The sequence below is a fragment of the Planctomycetota bacterium genome (genome assembly GCA_016235865.1).
Classification (GTDB): Bacteria; Planctomycetota; MHYJ01; order JACQXL01; family JACQXL01; genus JACRIK01.
In genome coordinates this window covers 48,077-69,126 of record JACRIK010000030.1, presented here as the reverse complement: position 1 = coordinate 69,126, position 21,050 = coordinate 48,077, and the positions used below count along the sequence as shown (strand labels likewise).

The window sequence follows — 21,050 nt, the reverse complement described above, 5'->3', positions numbered from 1 at the left end:
ATGTGCGGGGTTTACCTGTTAATTGCTTTGATATATAATTCAGTTTTATGCAACAAAACCAGGAAGACATCAAAGCCGTGCGCCGGGCCGTGACACATCTGGCCTGGCCTGTGATGCTCCAGCATCTCCTGATGTCGCTCATGTTCCTGTCCGACACCATCATGCTAGGCTGGTATAGCCAGTCGGCTCTGGCCGCCGTGGGCTTGAGCGGTCCTATCACAATGATGATTCGCCTGACCATGTTGTGTATCCCTATTGCCGCTACCGCAATGGTGGCTCGTTCAATCGGAGAACAAAACGGGCTCAAAACCAAAACTAATGCCGTTACGGCCCTGACCATCGGAATTATCCTGGGCGGAATAATATCGCTGTTTGGCGCGGCACTGGCCGGGAATATCGTGGCTATTTTCACCCCGGCATCTTCAATCCTCCACAAAGAGGCGGTAACTTATCTGGCCATTACCCTGTCGGCTTTTGTGATGAATTATCTGTTCTTCATATCCACCGCCATACTCCGGGGCGCCGGCGATACCAGAACGTCCCTGATGGTCACCATCTTTGCAAACATCCTCAATATCATCGGCGACTATATCATGATTTACGGGAAACTGGGTTTCCCGGAAATGGGGGTCAAGGGCGCCGCGATTTCCACCTTCGGCTCGTCGGTTATTGAAGGCCTGATATTATTTTCCTTCCTGTTCTCAAAGAAATCAGCCGTCAAATTATCAATCAAGGATTTCTGGCTGGTCAACAAAGCTACCCTGAAAACCATGGTAAAGATAGCCCTGCCCGCAGCATTTGAACCAATGATAACCTCGATGGGCGGACTGGTCGTCCTGAAAATAGTGGCCGGTTTGGGCCAGGCATCACTGGCGACCCACCATATCATCTTAAGGATAGAAAGCCTATCATTTATGCCCGGAATGGGCCTGTCAATGGCAACTGCAGCGCTGGTCGGCCAGTATCTGGGCGCCAAAAGAACTGACCTGGCAAACCTGACCTGCCGGCAATCCATCAGGTTCGCCCTGGTCATAATGGGACTTCTGGGACTGGCGTTCTTATTATTTCCATCCCAGATTATCAGCGTTTTTACCGGAGATACGGATGTCCGGACGCTCGGGATATTCTGCCTGATGATTGCCGCCATCGAACAGCCCTTCCTGGGCTATGCCATGATACACCAGGGGACCTTCCGGGGCGCCGGAGATACCACCACTCCGCTTTACATTAATTTCATAGGCGTCTGGCTGATTCGCCTGCCGCTCGCCTTCCTTTTTGTCAGCATACTTCATTGGGGATTGGCCGGCGCCTGGCTGACCATGCCGATTGATTGGCTCATCCGCTCTGTCATCTATAATATCATCTATAAAACCGGACGCTGGAAAAAAATATCCCTCTAATCGGCACTTTCTTGTCGGCCGTTGAGATGTCTGATATTATTAGCATATTAAGTCGAAAATGATTTTCATTGACTCCGTATTAAAAAATGCTAACATATTATTTATCCATAAAAACAGATAAAGGATAAGTTATGACTAACCTGGTGGTTAAGACAATGAAAATGCCGGATGATATCGCGGTTATCGGGCTGGAAGGAATCCTGGACAATAACACCGAAGACCAGTTCGGAGAAGCGATAACCAAAATACAAGATGAAGGGACCCACCGGTTTATCTTTGACCTGTCCAGATTGAATATTATTACGTCATCTGGCATCGGGTCTTTTATAAAAATAGCCAACTCCTGCCGGGAAAACTACGGCAATGTCGTCATCGTCCAGCCCCAACCGGCCGTCAAGGAGGCGCTGCAGATATTCGGACTGTTCAACTTTATCCAGACGGCAGACAACATTACTAACGCCGTAAAAACACTGGCCGGGCCGCCTAAAAAATAATCTTTACTAAGCACAGTATGAAATTCTTCAAGATGCACGGAATCGGCAACGATTTCATACTATTTGTCCCATCCGGCAAGGAACAATCATCATTCACCCGGCCCCTAATCCGGCGATTATGCGACCGCCATTCCGGGATTGGCGCGGACGGCGTAATCCTGGTGTTGCCGGCGCGACATAAGAATCACGATTTCAGGATGCGCATATTCAATGCCGACGGCTCTGAAGCCGAGATGTGCGGCAACGGCATCCGCTGCCTGGGCAAATTGGTATTCGAGCAGGGACTAACAAATAAACACGGACTCATCATTGAAACTCTTAGCGGAAATATCCCGCTAAAACTCCTTATTAACAGGAATAAAGTCGCTAAGGTCAGCGTCACCCTACCTGCTCCATCATCCGTACGTAAGATAACAGCATCAAAAATAAAGGTGGTGTTGGGCAATCCCCATTGCGTGGTTTTCATTGATGAAGATGTAAGCAGATTTCCTGTTGCCAAATACGGTCCGTTGCTGGAAAGGCATCACCTGTTTCCCCAAAGGACTAATGTGGAGTTTGTCCGGGTGAAGAACAGAGGCGCGATAGATATGCGGGTCTGGGAACGCGGGGTAGGCGAAACCCTGGCCTGCGGCACCGGCGCCTGCGCGGCCGTTATGGCCGGAATTGCCACACGCAAACTGCGGAATAATAAAGTAAAGGTCAGCCTGCCGGGCGGAGTTCTGGAAATCTCTAAGCTTAAAAGCGGTAAAATCTCGCTGGCCGGTCCGGCCGAAATGGTGTTTGAAGGCGATATTAAACTTAACTAAATCTCTTTTTCTATGACCTCTATCTCCTTGAGGTCGACAATTCCCAAGCGATATTTACTGCCGGCGCAGGTTTCCAGATAATCAGACCTTAATTTAGGCGTGTCCGCTAAAACCTTGTCGCGATGTTTCTGGATGATGCCCTGGGCCACTATATCAACCGCTACCGGGTCAAGGCCGGCGATGATGCCGTTATAATTCCAGTGATACCGCTGGTCTTCGGCCGGTCCGCCGTTATACAGCGGGTAAATCGCATCGCAAATCACCAGTTTGGTCTTGCTCTTAATCGGCTTGATATTATAAATATCAGCCGCGCCCGGATTGCAGTCATTGCCATACAACGCCTGGGTATTCTCCTCGGTTATCTCCACTGCACCGTACATATTCATTATCGCATTGCTGATACCGGTATTTTCCTTGAACTTGAATGTCCTCAGGGACGGCATATTCACCAAAACACTGCAGGCCTTGGATGCAATACTGGACACCTTGATCTGAGCTGAACCGACCGTGACGGCGTTATCGTCAAACCCGGCCATGGGCTTGCTCAGGCGCTGAACCCGTTTGGTATTGGTGGCAACACACCTGATATCTACCTTATTGTCCTTAATAACATAACCGGACTGCTCCAGTTCGTCCGCGGCCCGGTCCCAGATGATAATGTTATTATCCTTGACGCCTGTCTTTATCAGGAATTCCGCCAAACTGTATGCCACGTCTGGCCTGGTGGCGTTATTCTTATCGCCCAGATAGGCGTTAACCTTGATACCGACCACGTCCTTTGGAGAAATGATTGACTGGAGCAATTCCTCGCCCGAACCTGCATCTGAAAGCGAACGGAGCGCCTCGTAGACCGTGCGCTTTACCTCCATCTTGCCGGTCTCCCCTTCTGAATTCCTCATCTGGGAATTCCGGATTATCACCACCCGGGTTTTGGCCGGTGCGGCAAACAGGCCCGGACTGAATCTGTCCGGCAGGATAAATAACCCGGCGCCGCTGATGGCCACCAGCCTCAAGAAACTTCTTCTTTCCATATAGTTTAATATACATATCTAAATCAATTTGTCAAATACTATTAGCCAGGATTTTATTTGACCGATAAATCAGCGCTTGTTATAATTAAAGGGAAGGGAGAAATCTATTATGCCCAGATTATCCAGCATATTGTTCTGCCTTATCATCCTGGCCGGGTGCGCGAAGCCGGCCAAACAAGCCGAGGTAACCGTATTTGTCCCGCCGGTCTTCAAGGCCAGGCCTGAGATTATTGTCATTGCCACCGTGCCGGAGGTCTATTATGTCAAGGGCTATGTCAATATCTTCTTTTACGATAATCTCTGGTACTATTTTGCCAATAACTCATGGTATGTCAGTTACTCTTACAACGGTCCCTGGGGCGTGATCGAGGCGCACCGGCTGCCGGTCCGCTTCGGCCAGATACCGCCCGGACATCTCAGGGTTCCGCCCGGCCAGGAGAAGTCAAGACCCAACCGCGATAAAAACATGCCGCCCGGCCTGGGAGACAAGGACGACGATGATGACGGACCGCCGGGCCACGGAAGGAAAGGAAAGTAGATGACAAAATATATCAGGATTCTATTAATGCTGGGATGCCTTTTTGCCATTTTCCATATATGTCCCTCACTGGAAATATCAGCGGATAAAAATAAGACGGACAAAACTAAGCCACCTAAAGAAGATAAGGAAAAATCAGGGCATAATGATAATCGCGATAAGGACAAGGAAAAACCCAAACACGACAAAGATAAGCCAAAACCATCTAAACCGGAAGAAAAGAGCAAATTAAAGGAATTCTCCGAGCCATATAAGGATAAAGACACCTCCGGACGCGAAAAGAAGTCGCACGATAACGATACCTATTACGGCGATGACGATGACGGCGGTGATTTCTGGGACGAGTTCTGGGCGGACTTATTCAGCGATGTCTTCAGCGCCCTGATATTCGGCGATTTCGGCTACCGCTATAGTTCCTGCCCGTACAACCAGCCACAACAGCCCCAGCCGGGGATTTATGTTTTCACTGACAACGAATCAGGCAATATGACGGCGTTCCAGTTCCGGACCTACTACAATACGATCGACAGTAACATCAAATCCTACGGATTATACGGTAAATTCCTGTTCCCCTCCAGCTGGACCTGGGATATGGAGAATAATCATTACCTGGAAGAGGTGAGCAATAATACATTGTCGATGAACTACTTTACCACCCATTTCAACACCATCGGCCTGACGCCGAACACCAACTTTGTTACCGAGGTCGGATTTGGGCTGGCCTTCCTGACCGATGCGACTGATACAGTGCACAGCAGCGGTTCATTCCAGGTCAGGGCTGACTATTTCCCGGCCGAGCCCTGGAGTATCCGGACATCGGCCAGTTTCGCCTCTCCGTCTGACGTCAGAACCACCAATTTTGATACCACGGTCGGCTGGCACAGCGGTTCGTTGGAAATATTCGGCGGGTATCATTCCCTGATAAATAATAAGACCAGGAATCTCAACGGCCCGACTTTTGGTCTGGCTTTGTGGTTTTGAATGGTGGACGATACAGGATTCGAACCTGTGACCTCTTGGGTGTGATCCAAGCGCTCTAACCAGCTGAGCTAATCGTCCAGGTATTGTGGGCATGTTACAGTCCCGCAGTAGCGGGTTCGTTCCGCATCCCCTCCGAAAGCATTCGGGGGATTGCTCACGGTCACGCTTCGCTTAGTTCTTACTTAGAAGCTTCTTTCTTGTCCTCGTCTTTTTTATCCTTTACCTCTTCGTCGCCTTCGCGCATCCCCTTCTTGAATTCATGGGCCGACTTGCCTAACGACCGGGCGATTTGCGGTATCTTGGTGGCGCCGAAAAGAAACACTAAAATTACTAATATGACTATCAATTCCGTCATCCCGATATTCTGCAAAAATCCTAACATAAAACCTCCTCATGTAATGTTACTGATATTAAATTTGATTTTCATTAGAATTTAATATATTATTACCCCCTATGCAAGATAATAAGGATAATTTCCAGCCATATATCAAGGCCGAACAATCCATCAGCGAATTCAGCGTCCGGGCCATCATCCTGGGCATCATCCTGTCCGTCGTCTTCGGCGCGGCCAATGCCTATGTCGGACTGAAGGTCGGCATGACCGTCTCGGCCTCTATCCCGGCTGCCGTTATCTCTATGGCCATTTTACGCGGCATCCTGCGCAAGGGCACGGTCCTGGAAAACAATATGGTTCAGACCATCGGCTCATCCGGCGAATCGCTGGCCGCCGGCATCATCTTCACCGTCCCGGCCCTGATATTCCTAGGCGTGGCGCCTTCTATCCTGGAGATATTTATCATGTCCGCGTTGGGCGGATGCCTGGGTATCCTGTTTATGATTCCGCTCAGGCGCTTTCTGATAGTCCGCGAGCACTGCACCCTGCCCTATCCTGAAGGCACGGCCTGCGCCCAGATTCTGGTAGCCGGCCAGGAAGGCGGCTCAAAGGCCAAACTGGTCTTCGGCGGCGTCATCATCGGCGGGCTCTATAAATTCCTGATGTATGGCTTGGGACTCTGGAAAGACGTGGTCGGCTTCAACCTGAAATTATCAAACAATCCTCAGGTCCAGACCACATTAGGCGCCGAGGTCACGCCGATTCTCCTGGGTGTTGGTTATATCATCGGCCTGCGCATCGCCGCGCTGATGTTTGCCGGCGCGGTCCTGGGCTGGCTGGTCTTGATTCCAATGATTCAGTTCATCGGCGCGAATCTGGCTTCAGCTGTCCCGCCGGCTACCAGCCCTATCAACCAACTCGACGCCATGGGCATCTGGAAGGTGTATATCAGATACATCGGCGCCGGCGCAGTCCTGCTGGGCGGTATCGTCAGCTTGCTCAAATCACTGCCTATAGTTATCAGTTCCATCCGCCAGGGTTTCAGCAAACTCTTCAACAAGCAGGCAGAATCAACCGTCTGCCGAACCGATAAAGATATCAAATTCAAATATATCTTCATCATCTCCATCCTGACCATAATTGCGGCTATCGCTTATCTGGTCTTCTACAAGCCGGCTGTCGGCACCGCCTCATCCTGGCCCAAGGGCTTGGTCGGCGTATTGCTGATAATGGTCCTGGGCGGATTATTCATCACCGTCGCCTCGCGGATTGTCGGCATTGTCGGCTCGTCCTCCAGTCCGGTATCGGGCATGACCATCACCACCCTGGTCGCGGTCTCATTGATATTCGTGGCATTCGGCTGGACCGACCAGAGCAGTATGATTATCGCCATGACTATCGGCGCCATTGTCTGCATCGCGGTCTGCATGGCCGGCGATATTTCCCAGGACCTCAAGACCGGATATCTGGTCGGCGCCACGCCTTACAAACAGCAGATTGCGGAGTTTATCGGCGTCCTGGCCCCGGCCCTGGTCATTGCCTGGGTGCTCCTGCTCCTGCAAAAAACATACGGGCTCGGCCCGGAAGGGAAATTACAGGCGCCCCAGGCCACCCTCATGTCCATCATCGTCAAAGGCGTCATCTCGCAGCAACTGCCCTGGGTGTTGTTGCTCATCGGCATATTTATCGGTATCTGCGTCGAACTGCTGGGCATCTCGTCACTGCCGTTTGCCATCGGACTATACCTGCCCTTTACCCTGTCCGCGCCGATAATCATCGGCGGGCTGGTGGCCGGACTGGTATCAACGACCACCAAAAAAGATGAATTCGAGAAGATAAATGAAAAAGGAATCCTGTTCAGTTCCGGACTGGTAGCCGGTGACGCCCTGGTCGGCATCATCCTGGCCCTGCTGGCATCGGTTTCAGTAGATAAGGTACTTAATCTCAGGGGTGAAATCCCGGACGGGCCAATGGAATCATTATTGGGATTCGGCATCTTTATAGCCCTGACTATTGGACTGATACTGATAATAAAAGTAGGCAGGAAAAAGAGGAACACGAATAACACGAATGAAACGAATGTCACGAATATCCTTTAGGGATATGAATCTTAACTGATAATTTCTTATTCGTGTGATTCGCCTCAATTCGTCCTATTCGTGTTTATAATTTCCTGTACTGCAAGAAAGCGAGTGAACAACTATGCAACACAACAACATCATCGACAAGGTATTCAGGCGCATCCAACAGCTCCAGCCAGAGATGATTCGCCTCCAAGCCGGACTGACCGCTATCCCGGCCCTGTCACCGATAAGCAAAGGCATCGGCGAGGTGAAAAAGGCCGAGTATCTCAAAAAGGCGCTCAAGCAATTGGGTTTCAGCAATATCGAAGAATACCGCGCGCCTGACAAATCAGCGCCCTGCGGATATCGGCCTAACCTGATTACCCGTATCAAAGGCAAAAACCATTCTAAGACCATCTGGCTCATCAGCCATATTGATATTGTCCCGCCCGGCGCCCGGAATCTCTGGCACACCGACCCGTATAAAGCCGTGGTCAAAGATGGTAAGGTATTCGGCAGAGGCACCGAGGATAACCAGCAGGCCATCGTCACCTCTATCTTTGCGGCCAAGGCCATGAAGGACCTGAATCTGGTGCCGGAATACGACGTCGCCTTGGGATTCCTGGCTGATGAAGAGACCGGCAGCCATTTCGGCATCCAGTGGCTATTGGATAACAAAAAACTATTCAGAAAACAGGATATCATCATCGTGCCGGATAGCGGAAGCCCGGACAGCCGCGAGATTGAGATTGCCGAGAAATCAATTCTCTGGCTCAAGATTACCATCAAGGGCAAACAATGCCACGCCTCGATGCCCCACAAAGGAATCAATGCCCATCGGGCCGGAGCGCATCTACTCTGCCAACTGGATAATGTCCTGCACCGGCAGTTCAAACTCAAAGACCGCTTATTCAATCCGGCGGTCTCCACCTTTGAGCCGACCCGAAAAGACGCCAATGTGGAGAACGTCAATACCATTCCGGGCGAGGATATCTTCTACTTCGATTGCCGGATATTGCCCAAATACAAACCGGAACATATCAAACGGATATTCCGGCAGGAAGCCGCCAGAATAGCCAGGAAGTTCACCCAGCCCTTGCACCCAGCCCTTGCACGCAAGGGCGGGGTGCACGCAAGGGCTGGGTTCAAGCTCAAGATTACCATAGAGCCGGTCAATGAATCAGCGTCGTCATACACTGCCCCGTCCGCCCAGGCAGTCAAGATGCTCAGCGCATCAATCAAGTATGTCATCGGCAAGAAGCCGGTGCTGGTCGGCATCGGCGGCGGAACCTTTGCGGCCCATTTCCGGCAACACGGATACCCGGCCGTGGTTTGGTCAACGCTGGGTGAAATGGCGCACCAGCCCAACGAATACTGCCTGATTAAGAATATGATTACCGATACCAAGGTCTTCGCGCATTTACTAAGCGGCCAGGGAAAATACTAACACGAATCAGACGAATACGACGAATGAGACGAATAAAATGTCATTACGAGGAACAAAGTGACGAAGTAATCTGATGGAGATTGCTTCGCTCCGCTCGCAATGACATTCGTGTGATTCGTTCCATTCGTGCTATTCGTGTTTATAATTTCCGATACTATTTTTATATATGTTATTTTATTCCTTTAAGAACTATCTCAAGGACAGGTTCCCCGGCCTGAAGGTCTACAAAATCGCCCTGGACGCCGGATTTACCTGTCCGCATCGTTCGTCTGATACACGCACCGGAGGGTGCATCTATTGCGAGAACCGCTCGTTCAGTCCCTATGCCCGTCTACCAATCCGTCCGCCCATCAGCGAACAAATCGCCAAGGCCATGGACTTCTACCGCCAGCGCCACAAGGCCGATAAATTCATCATTTACTTCCAGGCATATACCAATACCCTGGGCCCGGTTGATAAACTAAAAGCCCTCTATGACGAAGCATTAGCCCACCCGGATATTGTCGGGCTGTCAATCGGCACCAGGCCTGACTGCGTCCCGGATAAAACCCTGGACCTGATTACCGGATATACGAAAAAGTATGACGTCTGGCTGGAATACGGACTGCAATCCGCTCACGACAAGACACTGGAATTCATCAATCGGGGCCATAAATACGCTGATTTTGAGGATGCGGTTAAGCGGACCAAGGGCAGAAACATCTCCATTGCCGCGCATCTGATTCTGGGACTGCCGAACGAGACCAGAGATGATATGCTCCAATCCGTGCAAAAGGTGATTGACTTCGGCGTAGATGGCATTAAACTACACCACCTCTATGTGGCGCAGAATACCCAACTGGCTAAAATGCATAAGGAAGCACCCATAAAACTACTGACATTAGAGGAATACATCCCTCTGGTCTGCGATACCATAGAACGTTTACCACCTAAAATGGTGCTGATGCGCCTGACCGGCGAGTTGAGTGGCGAGTTGCTCATTGCCCCCAAATGGGGGGTAAGCAAAAGCGCTATTATCAGGATGATTGAAGAGGAATTGACCAAAAGAGGCTCTTATCAGGGGAAAAAGTACCCGTTTTAATCCCCTCTAATAAGAGGGGTAGGGGTGTGTATTTCCCTATAAACGCCTGTAACTATTGTCCCCCACTGGCTGGAGCGTCTTTAGCGCCATTTTTATCATAACTCTATATTTTATATAGGTTATATCATCTTCAGGTGATTTTAACCCCTGTCCAACTGCTCCAGTTGTATATACAACTGTTCTGATTGTATGTCCAACTGCCCTGGTTGTATGTCCAACTGCCCCGATTGTATGTCCAACTGCCCTGGTTGTATGTCCAACTGCCCCGATTGTATGTCCAACTGCCCCGATTGTATGTCCAACTGCCCTGGTTGTATGTCCAACTGGCCCGATTGTATGTCCAACTGGCCCGATTGTATGTCCAACTGCCACGATTGTATGTCCAACTGCCCTGATTGTAGTCACAACTGCCCCGTTGTTGACTAACAAAGCCCCGTTGTTGACTAACAAAACCCTGGTGTTAACTAACAAAGCCCTGATGTTAGAGGCCAGAAAAGAATAGCCACTGATTGTCTTGACAAAGCAAGAAGAAATAGTGTATTAAATTATCCATCTTAAGAGTAGCATCATTGATTAACGCCAGAATTATTCACAGATTCCAACTAAACGCCAAACAAAAGGAGGAATGAGATGAACAAGACAAGATTTATAGGACAGCAAATTTTAATCTTCTTTGCAATAATCGGTATAATGTTTTGTACTTACTGGTTAACCAAGCCGGAGCCCCACGAAGGATGGCGGGAGACTACATTAATGGACCTGTTCAAGGCCGGCGGTATTTACAGCTATATCCTCGCCTTCCTGGGTTTTAATGCGATTGTATATGGCATTATGGATTTCTTTAAGTTCCGCACAGGAAACATGGCATCACCGCAAACCGCATCTAAATTAGATGAACTGCTATCAAGTGGCGACCATGTTAAGGTATTAGAGCTATGCCAGGCCACCGATGCCCATCTGGCTGAAATCGTCAAGGCCGGGTTTGATATGGATACCAAGGATACGAACGCCATTGCCAGCGCAATGGATGGAACACTGCAAAAACACACCTTCAAAATTGCCAACGCCCCGAATAAATACCTGTTTATTGCCACGCTCTCAGCTATCATTGGAACATTAGGCACCGTCCTGGGCATACTGGCAACTTTCGGGGTCTTGAAGACAATGTGTTCTCCATCCCCTGCTGCTTTGGCACAGGGCATCGAGGAATCATTGGTATCCATATGCCTGGGTATTCTGGCCTTGCTTGTCGCTGTCTTTTTCTACTTCCTGAACAAGAACAGGATTAATTATTATATCCTCGAATTGAATATCATAGCTGAAAAAATAATATCCAGGTTCCGAACATAGTATTATTATTTATATGAACCTAAAACAAGCATCTAACTTAGCCAGCCAGTCCAAACTACCCAACTTCTTAGGTCTGGCCGTCATCATGATATTCTTATTATGCCCGATGATATTTTTATTTATCCTGTTCAGTACAGATACCCTCAACCAGAAACTTGAGCGGGTATATTTGGCCAAGGCCGATGCGGCTGTGGCAGACGACCATCCGAATAAGTACCGGCTGATGGTGAATATCAACCATGAGGTGCCGTATGGAAAAGACTGTCCGGAGTTAAGATATAAAAACGGCATATTGATTCAGCCCTGCCAGATTGAAGAGCACTGGAGGATAAAGATAAAAGGCAAGGAATTAACAAGATTAGAATTAGAACAAAGATTACAAGTTGAAGGAAATTTAGACCGGGAAATCAGAGACGACCCCAAAAGCTGGTCCAATCGCCCGGTTATGATAAGGGCAGACGGGAACGCTCCCTGTAGACTATTCAGGATTATCCGTGAAGCCTGCTCCAAGACCCGGCTATGGAAGATGGAAATCGCCGTGGAAATGCCGCCTGGTTACTAATCAGGATTATAAGATGAATAAATACGCCAGTGAATGGGCCCGGAAGATTACCCACACCTTCCGATTGGATGTCTATATCCTACTGGGATGCCTGTTAATCCCCATCTTTATCTGGGCCTTACAGACAGCAGATGTTTCCCTGATATTTTATGGCTCTGGTTACAAATCTTTCGAAGGCATATTTTATTATTATGCGCCAAAGACCAGTATCGCAGATAAGCAATCCCTGTTAATCCGCCTGAAATATAACCCTGATAAACCCCTGTGCACCACCATAGAATTCAATAAGCGGATTTATTCGGACTGGGATTCGCTCTATCAGGCATTAAAGACCCAGCACTCAAACCTGCTGATTAGGATATATCCGGATGACCGGGTGCCGCACCAGGCGCTGGTAAACGCATTAAATATATTAAGAAAGTGTAATATCAGCCGCTATGTGATTATACCGAATTACTATGATTCAAAAGCCCCGGAAAGCACCAGTGTAATCAGTCCGCCTGTTATAAACTATAAAGAAACTCCGCCGGTAAAAAAGCCGCGCTTTGAATTCAAGGTTAATACCAACGGTTGGATTATCATCATACTGGCCGCCATAGTCAGCTGGCTGGCCACCCTATATCTCTCCGGCCTCAGCCGTGATGAAAAATCAATTAACTCCTTGATGCCTCAACTCAGGCAACATCTTAAAGCAAAGCAACATCAGGAAGCTTTGGCTTTATGCGATACTAACCGAAGTGGACTATTCAATATCATCCGCTCCCTGATTCCCTTCCAGAGACAGGGCAAAGAGGAAATCAATAAAGCCGCCGATTTGGCTATTGAACGCGAGACCGCTAGATTTGATATCAGGTTAAGTTTACTGCTCCTGGCCGGGATGATATCAGTAATCGTTACCTATTTCGCTGTTATGGGTAATTTATTTTCCCTGCTCCATGAGATGAAAACCAGCTTAACAATATTCAAATGTCTTCCTGTGCTGTTGAATAACATCATTGAAACATCCTTTGTAATGCTGATAGAACTCATTTTCATTATCGGCCTGATGCTCCTGTATTACTGGCTCAGCCGCAGATTCACCCGCCATCTGAATGAAACCAAACGTCTGGCCAATGAATTAATTAATACCCTGCATCTAAGATAAAATTAAACTATACATATCAAATATAAGTTAGGGGGATTCCCCCTATACCACCCCGTAGGGTGGTATATACCCCATAGGTATATGGGATATACCCCCTAAGTATATGGGATATACCCCCTAAGTATATGGGATATACCCCCTAAGTATATGGGATATACCCCCCAGGTATATGGGATATACCCCACAGGTATATGGGATATACCCCTCAGGTATATGGGATATACCCCCCAGGTATATGGGATATACCCCCCAAGTATATAGGATATACCCCCCAAGTATATGGGATATACCCCTCAAGTATATAGGATATACCCCACGGGTATATGGGATATACCATACAGGTATATAGGATATACCCCCCAGGTATATGGGATATACCCCTCAAGTATATGGGATATACCCCCTATATATCTGGGGGATACCCTGCCCCCTCTTATCACCCGATACAAAATATTCATCTAAAAACTTGGAATCCATAAATAATAAATTATACTGAAGAAATTCGTTTTGGATTTTAATAGTCGTAAGTCGTTCCGCTGGATTCCCGCTTTCGCGGGAATGACATACGGGGCAGGAATGACAAGCGGCCAGTAAGAGAGGAATTCTTATGTTCAAGATACTTGCCAAAGAGGTGCTTTCGGACTGCGTCTATAAGATGGTCATAGACGCGCCACGCATAGCCCGAGCCAGAAAGGCCGGCCAATTCGTGGTGCTCCGGATAGACGAAAACGGGGAACGGGTGCCCCTGACCATCTGCGATGCGGATGCGGTCGCCGGCTCGCTCACCATTGTCTTCCAGGCCGTGGGTAAATCCACCATGCAACTGGGACAGATGGAGCCCGGACAGAGTATTCACGACTTGGTCGGCCCGCTGGGCAAGGCCACCCACATTGAGAAATACGGTACCGTGGTCTGCGTGGGCGGCGGTATCGGCATTGCCCCGGTCTATCCGATTGCCCAGGCCATGCGGCTGGCTGGCAACAAGGTCATCTCGCTCATCGGCGCGCGCACCAAGAACCTGCTCATCCTGGAAAAAGAAATGGCCAAGGTCTCGGATGAACTCCTGGTGGCGACCGACGACGGCTCTTACAGCATCAAGGGATTCACCTCAGACCTGCTCAAACAGGTCATGGCCCGCGGAATCAAGGTTGACCTGGCCGTGGCTATCGGCCCGGTGCCGATGATGAAGGCCATGGCTAACCTGACCAAGACATACAATCTCAAGACCATGGTCAGTTTGAATCCAATTATGCTCGATGCCACCGGCATGTGCGGTGTCTGCCGGGTGACGGTCGGCGGCAAAACCCAATTCGCCTGCGTGGACGGCCCGGAATTCGACGGACATCTGGTGGATTTTGACGAACTCCAGAAACGGCTCCGGACCTATAATGTCCAGGAAAAGACGGCCGTGGAGAAATTCCAGCATAGCCCGAGTTGTATTGACCTGGCGATGGCCGCGCAGAAACAGGTGAAGTAAGACACGAATTAAAAAAATGTTTATAGCCACCAAGACACTAAGGCACGAAGAAAACAACTCATTAATTTCTTCTTAGTGTCTTTGTGCCTTCGTGGCAGAAGTTACGAAGTTTTCTTAGTTATTAAGTTAGAGAGGACATGTATGCCGAAAGAAAAGATTGAACGCCAGAAGATGCCCGAACAGAAACCGCACGACCGCATCAAGAATTTCAACGAAGTCCCGTTCGGATTCCCCCAGGAAATCGCCATGAAAGAGGCCCAGCGCTGCCTGCAATGCAAAAAGCCGGCCTGCGTCAAGGGCTGTCCGGTTGAGGTGGCGATTCCGGAATTTATCAAGCTGGTAGCCGAAGGCAAGTTTGTGGAAGCGGCCCGCAAGGTAAAGTCCACCAATGCCCTGCCGGCCGTCTGCGGACGGGTCTGCCCCCAGGAAAGCCAGTGCGAAAAGGTCTGCATCGTCGGCAAGAAGGACAAGCCGGTAGCTATCGGCTCGCTGGAACGATTTGTGGCTGACTTTGAACGCAATACCAACGCCGTTAAAATCCCGAATATCGCCGAGAAAAAGAATATCAAGGTGGCCGTGGTTGGCTCAGGCCCGGCCGGACTGACCTGCGCCGGCGATTTGGCGCTCAAGGGCTATGACGTGACCATCTTTGAGGCGCTCCATAAAACCGGCGGCGTCCTGGTCTATGGCATCCCGGAATTCCGACTGCCCAAGGTGATTGTCCAGGCCGAGGTGAATTACCTGACTATGATGGGCGTCAAGGTGGAGACCAATATGCTCGTCGGCAAGGTGGCTACCCTGACCGAGCTGTTCAAGGAAGGCTATAAAGCCGCGTTTGTCGGCACCGGCGCCGGACTGCCCATGTTCCTGAATATCCCCGGCGAGAACCTTATCGGCGTGCTGTCAGCCAACGAATATCTGACCCGGGTCAATCTGATGAAGGCCTATCTCTTCCCGGAATACGATACCCCTATGGTCAAGAGCAAAAAGGTAGCCGTGGTCGGGGCCGGCAATGTAGCCATGGACTCAGCCCGGACTGCCCTGCGCCTGGGCGCGGAAAAGGTCTATATCGTTTACCGCCGGTCGCCGGAAGAGATGCCGGCCCGGAAGGAAGAGATTCATCACGCCCAAGAGGAAGGCATCGATTTCCAACTGCTGACCAATCCCATTGAGGTTCTGGGCAAGGACGGCTGTGTCCGCGGCATAAAATGTATCAAGATGGAATTAGGCGCACCGGATGAATCAGGCCGGCGCCGGCCGATTCCCATCAAGGACTCGGAATTTGAAATAGAAGTTGATACGGTGGTAGTAGCTATCGGCAACGGGCCTAATCCGCTCCTGCTAAAAGCCACGCCCGAAATAGAACTGAATAAATGGGGCAATATCAATGCCAATCCCGAGACCTTGGCCACCACCATGAAGGGTGTCTATGCCGGCGGTGATATTGTAACCGGCGCGGCTACGGTGATAGAAGCTATGGGACAAGGGAAAATAGCCGCTCGCTCTATTGATAAATACCTTACTGGCGGTTAACGACGTGGTTTAACAACGGTATTTTACAACAGGATTTAACTGATTAAACCGATTAGGATTAATATCCGTTAAATCCGCTTAAGTACCCGGTGCGCTTTAGCCACCGGCTAAATGCTGCCGACCATTGCTACGCAAAGGGCCTGTTGTAAAAAATTTCTTTAGTATTCTTCCCTGTCCGAGCGCAACTTCTTCTTAACGGAATGCCGGTGTTTGGCTTCAAGGCGTGTTAACCGGGCGGCCCGGGACGGCCGGCGTTTTTGGCGGCGAATCTTTTCCATGGCCTGGCGTCTGGCCAGCGCCCGCTTCAAATAAAGCTCTTCTATCCGTTTCACCAGAATCTTCCGGGCCGTAATGCGGTTGGCCGCCTGGGAACGCTGGCTCTGGCATTTAACCTCTATGCCGGTGGGAATATGTTTCAGATACACGCAAGACGCGGTTTTATTGACATGCTGCCCGCCCGGCCCGCCGGATGATATGAACGATTCAATAATATCGTTTTCGAAAATGCTGAATTTCTGCATCAGCTTGTTAATATCTTCCATAACTATTCGCCTTAGGCACCACGCTCTACGCTCTCCACAACCTCTATCAACAACTTCAGCCGCTCCTCGGCCTGCGCTTCCTGAAGCCCGCCTAATCCACAGGACGGCGTCAGGATTGACTGGCTCATCAGCCGCTTCTTATCCACTCCCCTTTTAACCAACTCAGCCAGCCCTTTATTCAATATACCGGCCAGCTCTTTGGCTGACGGCAGACCATCCAGCATAATCGAAGGCACGATGCCCCAGGCAATCACCCCGCCCCGGTCGACATATTTTTTCACCATATCCGCATATAGCGACAGCTTGTCCATAAACCCGTAGGCGTCAAAATTCAGGACATCAACTGGCGTCTCCATAATCATAGCCCAATCCGTATTGCCGCAGCAGTGTATGCCGACCAGGGCGCCGTCCTGATGAATCGCGTCTATCACCTCGGTCAACTGCTTGATAACAATCTCACGGCTCAAGGGAATGAAAGCCGAGCCATAGCCCATCAGATACGGCTCATCCAGGAAGATGATGCTCTTTAATCCGAGCTCGTTAAATTCCTTAATCTGCCAGCGGGCCTTCATTATCAGGTTCTTAATCAGCACGTCGGACAATAAGGAATGATGCATGATGGCCTGGCCATCTTTATCGGTCACCAAGGCGCCGAAGGTCAGCGGCCCGGTTATCTGGCCCTTGACATACATCGGCTTGAGTTTCTTGGACTTGATCTGGCTGATTAGCTCGTGGAAACCCGAGGCATAATCCGGTGAAATGGCAAAGGCATCCAAGTCGCCAGCCAGGTATTTCTCGTAAAAGCGGGCTGTTTCCTTCTCCAGTTGCCCGGATGCGGTATCAATGTAGAACGCATTCTGTTCCAGGCTAATTACCAGTCCGGGCAGGCCTTCGCTGAACTGGGTGCCCATGCCTTCAAAAAATATCCGCTGGGGCAATTGGGGCCAGAAAGGAATCTGCTTGAAATACTTCAGTACCAGATGGACCGATGCCTTGGGGTCAATATAAGGAATACTGCCGATACCGGTTGGAGTAAAGTTGAAGTTCACGTAATTTATCCTACTACTATAAATCATCTAACCCCGCACATAAACCACTACTTCGCAGACGCATAGAATAAAGCTATGTGCGGGGTAAGAAACTCTAACTCACTGCGTTCGTAAGAGTTTCTAATGGGCCCGGCCCGACTCGAACGGGCAACCAACGGATTATGAGTCCGCTGCGCTACCATTGCGCTACGGGCCCCGATATTAGGCACGCAATATAAACAATATCGACCGGAAGGTCAAGATAAGTTATTACTTTTTGGCCGATAAAATGAGGATTTAAAAACCTTGACAGACTCTTTAGTCCTTGCCATATTGGGGCTTTAATTATTTAGAAAGTGATGCAGCTATGATTAAATTACGACATATCGCCAGCGGACTGATTATGCTATTGGGCATCGCCGGATTGACCTGGGCCAGCGGAGAAAGTTCCTCCGAGGTCGGCAAACACCTGCCTTTATGGTCCGTAATACCTTTTGCCCTGATGCTTTTGTCCATCGCCATTATTCCTTTGGCCTTTGCCCACTGGTGGGAAAGTAACCTGCACAAAGGGATTATTTCCCTGATTTTAGGCATCCCGGTGGCTATCTATATTCTCAAGGTGCATGCGCCTGAACTAGGAGTGGTCGCCCTGGATTACGTATCGTTTATTATCTTATTAGGCGCCCTCTATGTGATTGCCGGAGGTATTTACATCAAAGGTTCTTTAGCCGGCACGCCTTTAATCAATACAGTGGTACTGGCCATCGGGGCCGTCCTGGCCAGTTTCATCGGCACGACCGGCGCTTCCATGCTCTTAATCCGGCCGCTCATCCGGGCCAACAAGGCGCGCCGCGCTAAGGCCCATATCATCATATTTTTCATATTCATCGTCAGCAATTGCGGCGGGTTATTGACGCCGCTGGGCGACCCGCCTCTGTTCCTGGGATTCCTCAAAGGCGTGCCTTTTCTCTGGACATTTAACCTGGTCTGGGAATGGCTGTTTGTCTGCGGCATCCTGCTGGTCGCCTTTAATATCTATGACCAATGGAAATTCCACAAGGAAGATATCGCCACACCCGGCGACCTGGACCAGCAGGTAGAGCCCAAGAAAGCATTGGGTATGGAAGGCACCCTGAATTTCCTCTTCCTGGGCGGCGTGGTCGCGGCCATATTCCTGTCCGGATACCTAAACTGGGAATTCGGAATCAAAGAGGCGCTGATGATGCTGATGGCCGTGTGTTCACTCTTGTTTACCAGGAAACATACCCGGCAATCTAACGGATTTACCTTTGGCCCGATAATCGAGGTGGCGGTATTATTTGCCGGAATATTCGTGACCATGATACCGGCGCTGATGATACTCAATGCCCGCGGGACAGAGCTGGGGCTGACCCAGCCGTGGCACTTCTTCTGGGCCACCGGGTCGCTGTCCAGTTTCCTGGATAACGCGCCGACCTACCTGACCATGACCTCTGCGGCCAGCGGAATATTAAATGTTCCCTTGAGTGCAATGTATCTTAAGGACCTTCTGGCTGTTGGCGGACAGGGGGTATTCCTCTTAACCGCCATTTCCTGCGGCGCGGTTTTTATGGGCGCAAATACCTATATCGGCAACGGCCCTAATTTCATGGTCAAGGCGATTGCCGAGGAATCGAAGATTAAAATGCCGTCCTTCTTCGGATATATGGCTTATTCGATACTGATTCTTATTCCGATATTCATCCTGGTGACATTTATCTTCTTCAGAGGGTAGAAAATTACGGTTCCTTGACCGAGAAGAGGTATCCATCCGGAGTGGCCAGATAAAGTATGCCTTCAGTCAAATCTCCGAAGCGGGCCGGGAAATAAGACAGGTCGTATTTTTCTTTTACATCCAAACGCTCACCTGTGCCGAGCGCATAAAGCGTCCGATTATCAAGACCCGTGACGTAAATGCGTTTTTGCCCCCTGATTAGGAAATCCCGGCCATCCTCAAATTTCCATCTGGGGTTTGCCCGGCGCATTATCTTTTCCCGGTCAGGTCTTGACGGGTCTTCGTCCTTGATGATAACGGAGGTGGTTATCAAATCCAGTGCATAAAGGCCGTTATTGTCGCTGTAGGCATACAGGGTCCGGGAAATAGTATCCTGCATCTTGACCGGGGCGCTCTCGGCCGGATTTTCGGCTCCTTCGCTTCCCGCTTCAGCCGCCGGCGCCTTGACCGGTATTACCGTTTTGGTAACCATCTTATCCACTCTCATGGGCGTGGTAACAGCCGAGCCGGTCTCAAACTTCCAGAGCAGGATGCCGGCATAACGGTCAATCCCGTATATCGCAAAATCAGCAGAAGGAACATAAAGGATATCCCCGTCCAGAATCATATCCGCCACAATACTTTTCTCGGTCTGATAAGACCATAATAACTTGTGTTCCACGGTATCATAGGCATAAACCTTGCCGTCCTGCGAGCCGAAATAGAGAATGAGGTTTTCGTAAAGAGGCGTGGTGTTAACCGGCTCAGCTATCTTGAACCAGTCCTTTTCGTATCTTAAAGTGGTATCAACCTGATAGACGCGGTGCACATCCAACGAGCCGATAAAAACCGATGCAATCGTGGCGCAGGGAGCGGTACCCGGAACAAACTCCAGCTGTGCCTGCCAGAGAATAGTTCCGACCGAGCGATCTATGCAATATAAGCTGCCTTTGCAGGTCAAGTAAAGCACATCCCTCAGTCGCAGCGAGATAAACTCCTGCTGAAGGGCCTGGAGCTGCCTTTTGAGCGACTTGATTTTGTCCTCGTCCCGGTCTTTGCTCTTGCTCTCGCTTGATATTTCTTTTTCCACCGTTACAAGACTCTTTCTTAATTCGGCTTCTTTCTTGGGCAAATCGCCGACCGTGGAGATGAAGTAATCTATGGGCCCGGGCAGCTGCAGTTGCCATTGCCGGAAACCGGTTTTGCTGTTCAGACTATAAAAACGATGGGCATTGGTTTCAACGTAGAACGAATCGCCGTATCTGGACATCTGGCGCACCTTCTCGCCGCTGAAGACCGCTTCCCAGCGTATTTGCTTGAAAGGCAGATTCTTGGCTATATAGCCCCGGTAATATTCCATCTGTTTTATGTCACTGCTGCGCAATTCGGCTCCAACACTGTCTCCCGAAGGCGTCTGCTTGGACTTCTTTTCAAATAAGCCGCAGGAGGTCAGGCCGGCAATAACCATCGCCGCTATCAGCATCGGTAATACAGACTTGGATTTCAT

General features: G+C 49.8%; 20 protein-coding genes and 2 tRNA genes. 14 read left to right on the top strand and 8 right to left on the bottom strand.

The window, feature by feature from the left end:
• Positions 1 to 47 precede the first annotated feature (47 nt).
• From HZA49_09790 to dapF, 3 genes are all read left to right on the top strand, one after another.
• The gene (locus tag HZA49_09790; GenBank protein MBI5779728.1) at positions 48 to 1,400 is read left to right on the top strand and encodes an MATE family efflux transporter; all 1,353 of its coding nucleotides are present in this window, start codon (positions 48 to 50) and stop codon (positions 1,398 to 1,400) included.
• 131 nt (positions 1,401 to 1,531) lie between these two features.
• On the top strand, positions 1,532 to 1,894 hold the full coding sequence (locus tag HZA49_09785; protein MBI5779727.1) for an STAS domain-containing protein: 363 nt from the start codon (positions 1,532 to 1,534) through the stop codon (positions 1,892 to 1,894).
• A 17-nt stretch (positions 1,895 to 1,911) separates the two neighbouring features.
• Complete coding sequence (gene dapF, locus HZA49_09780; protein MBI5779726.1) at positions 1,912 to 2,700, top strand: diaminopimelate epimerase; 789 nt, start codon at positions 1,912 to 1,914, stop codon at positions 2,698 to 2,700.
• Here the strand turns inward: dapF and HZA49_09775 are convergent.
• Complete coding sequence (locus HZA49_09775) at positions 2,697 to 3,731, bottom strand: DUF362 domain-containing protein (GenBank protein MBI5779725.1); 1,035 nt, start codon at positions 3,729 to 3,731, stop codon at positions 2,697 to 2,699. The genes dapF and HZA49_09775 overlap by 4 nt on opposite strands.
• Before the next feature lie 109 nt (positions 3,732 to 3,840).
• On the opposite strand from HZA49_09775, the gene HZA49_09770 reads away from it, so the two are divergent.
• Both HZA49_09770 and HZA49_09765 read left to right on the top strand, forming a co-directional pair.
• A complete protein-coding gene (locus tag HZA49_09770; protein ID MBI5779724.1) occupies positions 3,841 to 4,269 on the top strand; it encodes a hypothetical protein in 429 nt (142 codons plus the stop codon).
• Positions 4,270 to 5,250, top strand: a complete 981-nt coding sequence (locus HZA49_09765) for a hypothetical protein (GenBank protein ID MBI5779723.1) — start codon at positions 4,270 to 4,272, stop codon at positions 5,248 to 5,250. It begins immediately after the preceding gene.
• Position 5,251: 1 nt separating this feature from the next.
• Here the strand turns inward: HZA49_09765 and HZA49_09760 are convergent.
• Both HZA49_09760 and tatA read right to left on the bottom strand, forming a co-directional pair.
• A tRNA-Val gene (locus tag HZA49_09760) sits at positions 5,252 to 5,328 on the bottom strand.
• A 100-nt stretch (positions 5,329 to 5,428) separates the two neighbouring features.
• Positions 5,429 to 5,632 (bottom strand): twin-arginine translocase TatA/TatE family subunit, encoded by a 204-nt coding sequence (tatA, locus tag HZA49_09755; GenBank protein ID MBI5779722.1) that lies wholly within the window; start codon positions 5,630 to 5,632, stop codon positions 5,429 to 5,431.
• 71 nt (positions 5,633 to 5,703) lie between these two features.
• Between tatA and HZA49_09750 the strand changes: the two genes are divergently transcribed.
• The 3 genes from HZA49_09750 to HZA49_09740 all read left to right on the top strand — a co-directional run bounded on the left by HZA49_09750 (position 5,704) and on the right by HZA49_09740 (position 10,175).
• Positions 5,704 to 7,683: an oligopeptide transporter, OPT family gene (locus HZA49_09750; GenBank protein MBI5779721.1), complete on the top strand. Its 1,980-nt coding sequence runs from the start codon at positions 5,704 to 5,706 to the stop codon at positions 7,681 to 7,683.
• Positions 7,684 to 7,786: 103 nt separating this feature from the next.
• Positions 7,787 to 9,094: a M20 family metallo-hydrolase gene (locus tag HZA49_09745; protein MBI5779720.1), complete on the top strand. Its 1,308-nt coding sequence runs from the start codon at positions 7,787 to 7,789 to the stop codon at positions 9,092 to 9,094.
• A gap of 166 nt (positions 9,095 to 9,260) precedes the next feature.
• Positions 9,261 to 10,175: a TIGR01212 family radical SAM protein gene (locus HZA49_09740; protein MBI5779719.1), complete on the top strand. Its 915-nt coding sequence runs from the start codon at positions 9,261 to 9,263 to the stop codon at positions 10,173 to 10,175.
• Between the two features lie 36 nt (positions 10,176 to 10,211).
• Here HZA49_09740 and HZA49_09735 read toward each other — a convergent pair whose 3' ends face one another.
• Positions 10,212 to 10,646: a hypothetical protein gene (locus HZA49_09735; protein MBI5779718.1), complete on the bottom strand. Its 435-nt coding sequence runs from the start codon at positions 10,644 to 10,646 to the stop codon at positions 10,212 to 10,214.
• A gap of 159 nt (positions 10,647 to 10,805) precedes the next feature.
• Between HZA49_09735 and HZA49_09730 the strand changes: the two genes are divergently transcribed.
• The 5 genes from HZA49_09730 (at position 10,806) to gltA (ending at position 16,241) form a co-directional block, all read left to right on the top strand.
• Entirely contained in the window at positions 10,806 to 11,525 is a 720-nt protein-coding gene (locus tag HZA49_09730) for a MotA/TolQ/ExbB proton channel family protein (GenBank protein ID MBI5779717.1), read from the top strand.
• A 13-nt stretch (positions 11,526 to 11,538) separates the two neighbouring features.
• Positions 11,539 to 12,087: a hypothetical protein gene (locus tag HZA49_09725; GenBank protein ID MBI5779716.1), complete on the top strand. Its 549-nt coding sequence runs from the start codon at positions 11,539 to 11,541 to the stop codon at positions 12,085 to 12,087.
• A 13-nt stretch (positions 12,088 to 12,100) separates the two neighbouring features.
• Positions 12,101 to 13,231: a hypothetical protein gene (locus HZA49_09720; GenBank protein ID MBI5779715.1), complete on the top strand. Its 1,131-nt coding sequence runs from the start codon at positions 12,101 to 12,103 to the stop codon at positions 13,229 to 13,231.
• 607 nt (positions 13,232 to 13,838) lie between these two features.
• Positions 13,839 to 14,708 (top strand): sulfide/dihydroorotate dehydrogenase-like FAD/NAD-binding protein, encoded by an 870-nt coding sequence (locus HZA49_09715; GenBank protein MBI5779714.1) that lies wholly within the window; start codon positions 13,839 to 13,841, stop codon positions 14,706 to 14,708.
• 141 nt (positions 14,709 to 14,849) lie between these two features.
• The gene (gene gltA / locus HZA49_09710) at positions 14,850 to 16,241 is read left to right on the top strand and encodes an NADPH-dependent glutamate synthase (protein MBI5779713.1); all 1,392 of its coding nucleotides are present in this window, start codon (positions 14,850 to 14,852) and stop codon (positions 16,239 to 16,241) included.
• 158 nt (positions 16,242 to 16,399) lie between these two features.
• Here the strand turns inward: gltA and HZA49_09705 are convergent, their stop codons facing one another.
• From HZA49_09705 to HZA49_09695, 3 genes are all read right to left on the bottom strand, one after another.
• Positions 16,400 to 16,783 carry a peptide chain release factor-like protein gene (locus HZA49_09705; protein ID MBI5779712.1) on the bottom strand — a complete coding sequence of 128 codons (384 nt, stop codon included), beginning with the start codon at positions 16,781 to 16,783 and terminating at the stop codon, positions 16,400 to 16,402.
• An 11-nt stretch (positions 16,784 to 16,794) separates the two neighbouring features.
• The gene (locus HZA49_09700; protein ID MBI5779711.1) at positions 16,795 to 17,832 is read right to left on the bottom strand and encodes a methionine synthase; all 1,038 of its coding nucleotides are present in this window, start codon (positions 17,830 to 17,832) and stop codon (positions 16,795 to 16,797) included.
• Between the two features lie 124 nt (positions 17,833 to 17,956).
• A tRNA-Ile gene (locus HZA49_09695) sits at positions 17,957 to 18,028 on the bottom strand.
• A gap of 150 nt (positions 18,029 to 18,178) precedes the next feature.
• Between HZA49_09695 and HZA49_09690 the strand changes: the two genes are divergently transcribed.
• A complete protein-coding gene (locus tag HZA49_09690; GenBank protein ID MBI5779710.1) occupies positions 18,179 to 19,564 on the top strand; it encodes a sodium:proton antiporter in 1,386 nt (461 codons plus the stop codon).
• Between the two features lie 4 nt (positions 19,565 to 19,568).
• On the opposite strand, the gene HZA49_09685 is transcribed toward HZA49_09690, so the two are convergent.
• Positions 19,569 to 21,050 (bottom strand): PQQ-binding-like beta-propeller repeat protein, encoded by a 1,482-nt coding sequence (locus HZA49_09685; protein MBI5779709.1) that lies wholly within the window; start codon positions 21,048 to 21,050, stop codon positions 19,569 to 19,571.